Origin of the sequence: Paenibacillus sp. BJ-4 (assembly GCF_020404765.1) — a bacterium.
Classification (GTDB): domain Bacteria; phylum Bacillota; class Bacilli; order Paenibacillales; family Paenibacillaceae; genus Paenibacillus.
In genome coordinates this window covers 1-333 of record NZ_JAIVEM010000083.1, presented here as the reverse complement: position 1 = coordinate 333, position 333 = coordinate 1, and the positions used below count along the sequence as shown (strand labels likewise).

At 42.6% G+C, this 333-nt stretch carries 1 rRNA gene; it reads right to left on the bottom strand.

Annotated features, from left to right (window positions below):
- Positions 1-282: 282 nt before the first annotated feature.
- Positions 283-333 (bottom strand): 16S ribosomal RNA (locus tag LCF57_RS14605); the annotation flags it as partial.

Below are 333 nucleotides of genomic sequence, written 5' to 3'. Positions count from 1 at the left end.
CTACCTTAGTTTCACTTGTTTACACAAGATCAGCTTAAAGGAATATTCTAAAACGCAATTTCGTTTCGGTATCCAGTTTTCAAGGTGCACGTTCTCCGGTGTAAAGCCGGAAAAAGATCATATCATATTCCGTTGCACTTGACTACAAGCACATCCTGGAAATGATACTTGAGAGTTTGAGCTCTCAAAACTGAGCAACGAGTGAGTAACAGGCCGAAACCTGATTTGGAAGCTTACGCTTCATATTTGAATGTTTCCATCGCAGGAAACGATTCTCCATAGAAAGGAGGTGATCCAGCCGCACCTTCCGATACGGCTACCTTGTTACGACTT